Source organism: Bradyrhizobium sp. 197 (genome assembly GCF_023073375.1).
In the GTDB taxonomy this organism is placed as follows: Bacteria; Pseudomonadota; Alphaproteobacteria; order Rhizobiales; family Xanthobacteraceae; genus Bradyrhizobium.
In genome coordinates this window covers 1-3,979 of the sequence record NZ_JADPJJ010000120.1, presented here as the reverse complement: position 1 = coordinate 3,979, position 3,979 = coordinate 1, and the positions used below count along the sequence as shown (strand labels likewise).

Below are 3,979 nucleotides of genomic sequence, written 5' to 3'. Positions count from 1 at the left end.
CACGAACGCCCGGTACAGCTGACTGAGTTCACGCGCCAACACGCCCAGCGACCAGCCATCCGAGACAATATGATGCTGCGTCAGCAGGAACACGTGCTCCTCATCCGAGATCCGGATCAAGCGGCCGCGGATCAGCGGGCCGCGCGCCAGATCGAACGGCGTGCGCGCCTCTTCCCTGCACAGGTCCAATAGCGCCTCGTCCGCATCCGGCCTGTCCCGCAGATCGTGCTCCACAACCGGCAGCCCCGCATCCTGCGGCAGCAGCTCCACCCAGGGCTTGCCCTCCGGCGCGACAAAGACGCTGCGCAGCGCCTCCTGGCGCGCCAACACACGGTCCAGGCTGCGCTGCCAGGCGCTGCGGTCGAGCCCACCCTTGAGCCGCCACGCCAGTGGAATGTGATAGTTCGTGCCGCTCTGATCCAGCTGCGCCAAAAACCACAGCCGCTGCTGCGCAAACGACAGCACAAGCGCCGCATCACGCGGCACGGCCACAATGGCCGGCAGGTCTTGCGCGCCGGAGCGGCTCAACTCATCCACGAGGCTCGCGGCCAGATCGGCCAGCACCGGTTTCGCAAACAGCGTGCTCAGCGGCAGTGCGACGCCAACAACCTGCGAGACCCGGCTCAACAGCCGCACCGCGAGCAGCGAGTGGCCGCCGAGCGCAAAGAAGTGGTCGTGGCGTCCGACCCGCTCAACACCCAGAAGCTCGGCCCAGATCGTTGCCAGCGCGGTCTCGATCTCGCCTTGCGGTGCCTCATAGACGGCGCGTGCATACGCCTCATCTTGCGGCGCCGGCAGCGCCTTGCGGTCGAGCTTGCCGTTCGGCGTCAGCGGCAGCGCCGCCAGCTGCACAAACGCCGATGGCACCATGTACTCGGGCAACCGCTCACTTAGGTGCGCGCGCAAGGTGCCGGCAAGATCGCCCCCCTCAGCGTCGGCCGCATGCTCGGCCGCCGCGACGAGATACGCAACGAGTCGCGGCTCGCCCGTCCCATCCTGGTGCGCCACCACCACCGCCTCGCGCACCCAGGCGTGCTCGGCAAGCCGCGCCGCGATCTCACCGGGCTCGATCCGGAACCCGCGGATCTTCACCTGGTCGTCATTGCGCCCCAAAAACTCCAGATTGCCGTCCGGCAGATAGCGCGCCAGATCGCCAGTGCGGTACAGCCGGTCGGCTTCGACAAAGGGACTGGCGATGAACCGCTCCGCCGTCAGCTCGGGACGGTTCAGATAGCCGCGCGCCACTCCCGCCCCGCCGATGTAAAGCTCGCCCACCGCCCCAGACGGAACAGGCGCACCATCACCGTCAAGCAGATACACCCGCGTGTTCGCAATCGGACGGCCAATCGTCTCAACGACAGCCTCTCCCCTTCGCAAGCAGATCCAGGTTGAGTACGTGGTGGTTTCAGACGGCGCGTAAAGGTTATAAATCTTCTCTACGCGACTGCTCTCGAAGGCCTTCTCTATGAGGCCTACCTTCAGCCGCTCGCCGCACGAATTGATCACGCTTGCGGAAACCGGCACGGCTTTCTTGTCGACCAGAGCGGCGATCGCCGAGGGCACTGTGTTGATCAAGGAGATATCCAAAGACCTCTCGGCCAACGCCAGCGCATTCTCAACAACGTAAAGCGTGCTTCCTTGCGAAAGCGGAACGAAGCACTCGTAGACGGACAGATCAAAACTGATCGAGGTGGAAAACAGGGTGCGGCTGATCTCTGATTCCGCAAACACCTCGCTGCTCCAATGCAGCAGGTTCACCGTGCTCGCATGCTCGATCATGACGCCCTTGGGCGTGCCTGTGGATCCGGAGGTGTAGATCACGTAGGCGAGATGGCGCGAGGTCAGGCCGAGCGCGCGCGGGTCGAGATTACAAGCGGGCAGCTCGGCCCAGGCGGGTGTGGCTGCGATAAGATCGACAACGCTCACATCGGCCAGCGCCTCAGGGCCAAGCGCGGCACGGCCGGCTTCGTCGGCCAGCAGCAGACGCGGCGCCGCATCCTTGAGCACCTGGTGCAGCCGCGCACTCGGATAGGCCGCATCCAGCGGCAGATAGGCGCCACCCGCCTTCAGGATCGCCAAAAGCCCCACCACCATCGCAACGCTGCGCGCAAGGCAGATCGCCACCGGCTGGTCCGGCTTCACCCCGAGTGCGATCAGATGATGCGCCAGGCGGTTGGCCCGCGCATTGAGCTCGCCATAGCTCAAGCGTTCGTCCGCACAGACCACCGCCACCGCATCCGGCGTCTTGGCGACCTGCGCCTCGAACAGCTCATGGATGCACCGCTCTGACGGATACGCCGCCGCCGTGCGGTTCAGTTCCTCCAGCAGGTACGCCCGCTCGTCAGCCGGGAGGATGTCCAGCTCTCGCACCGGCTTGTTGGGGGCATGCTCCAGCGCCTCAGCCAGTTGCTCAAGCGCCCGCTGCATGTAGCCGCAGACCCGGTCCGCAGATATGGGCGCCGCCACCTGCGCCGTCAGGCCGAGCGCCTCGCCAAAATCCTCCACCGACAAGGTCAGCGGATAGTTGGTGCGTTCTTCCGCACCCAACCATTCCACGCCGGATAGCACATCGTCCGGTCCGGAGCTTGGCGCTGGCGTGTTATGACGGTAGTTCAACAGCGCGCTGAACAGTGGCGCCGGGGCCGCAACGCTGCTGCAGCGTTGCGCCAAGGCCAGCGAGGCATGCTCGTGCGCCAGCAGCTCGGCCAGCCGGCGATGCGTGATCCGGACACTCGCCTCGACCCCGGTGCCATCCAGATCAAGCCGCAGCGGCAGGGTGTTGATGAACAGGCCCATGGCGCGGTCGGCGCCGGCGCCTCCATGCATGCGGCCGAACAGCACCGTGCCGAACACCACCTGCTCACGCCCGCTGCTGCGCGCCACCACCTGCCCCCAGGCCAGATGGCACAGGCTCGCCAGGCTCACCCCGAGCCGCCGCGCCTGCACTCGCAGCCGCTCGTTGAGCTCGCGCGGCAGCATCCGCCGCGCCTCGCCGGCTCCACTGCCGTCGCCGCGCACCTCGCTCAGCCCAAACGGCAGCGTCGGCTCATCGATGTCTGCCAGCAGTCTCCGGAAGAACTGCTCATGCTCTTGCGCTCCAACTCCCAGTCGTGCCTGCGCCACCAGATTGCGGAACGGCTGTGGTGCTGCCAGCGCGTGATCGCGACCGCCGAGCACGGCCCGAACCTCGGCATGCATCACTTCCGACGTCGTGTGATCTCCGATCAAATGATGCTGCAGCTCCAGGAGCAGCCAGCGCGCACTGCCGGGCTCGCGCGCAATCACAAACCGCAACAAGGGCGCCCGGCCAAGATCGATCCGGTGCTGACGCGGATCAAACTGTTGCCTGAGCTGCTCAGCACCATCAGATCCATCCAGCGCGACCTCGGTGACCTCGAGTGGTGTTCGCCGCCAAACCACCTGGGCCGGGCTCGACAGGCCCTCCCAGACAAACGACGTTCTTAAGATATCGTGCCGGTCCACCACCCGCTGGACCGCGGCAAGGTAGCGCTCCAACAGAGCCCGGTCGGCAAATGCCATCTGCGAGACCAGCAGGTATGGATCGCCTCGCCTCGCCAACAGATGATGGAACAGGATGCCGTCCTGCAGCGGCGACAGGGCATAAATGTCCTGGATGTTGCCGAGACCGCCAGGCACCGTGGCGACAATCCGGTCGATCTCCGGCTGCGCCAGCTCGATGAGCGGCAGCAGCTCTGGTGTAATCGCTGCACTCTGCTCCGTGATCAGGTTGGCGGGGATCGCCACCTCATGATGGCTGCCCAGGCTTGCGGCAAGATCGGCCAGCACCGGCTTGGCGAACAGGGTGCGCACCTCGACCCCAAGCGACAGCCGCCGCAAACGTTCCATCAGTTGAACCGCCAGCAGTGAGTGCCCGCCCAGCTCGAAGAAGTTGTCGTGCCGGCCGACACGTTCCAGGCCCAGAAGCTCGGCCCAGATCTGCGCCAGCGCGATCTCGATC

1 protein-coding gene is annotated in these 3,979 nt (G+C 65.8%); it reads right to left on the bottom strand.

Annotated elements, in window-relative coordinates; genetic code table 11:
- Positions 1–3,979: non-ribosomal peptide synthetase (locus IVB27_RS27585; protein ID WP_247446183.1), on the bottom strand; the 3,979-nt coding region annotated here is incomplete at both ends.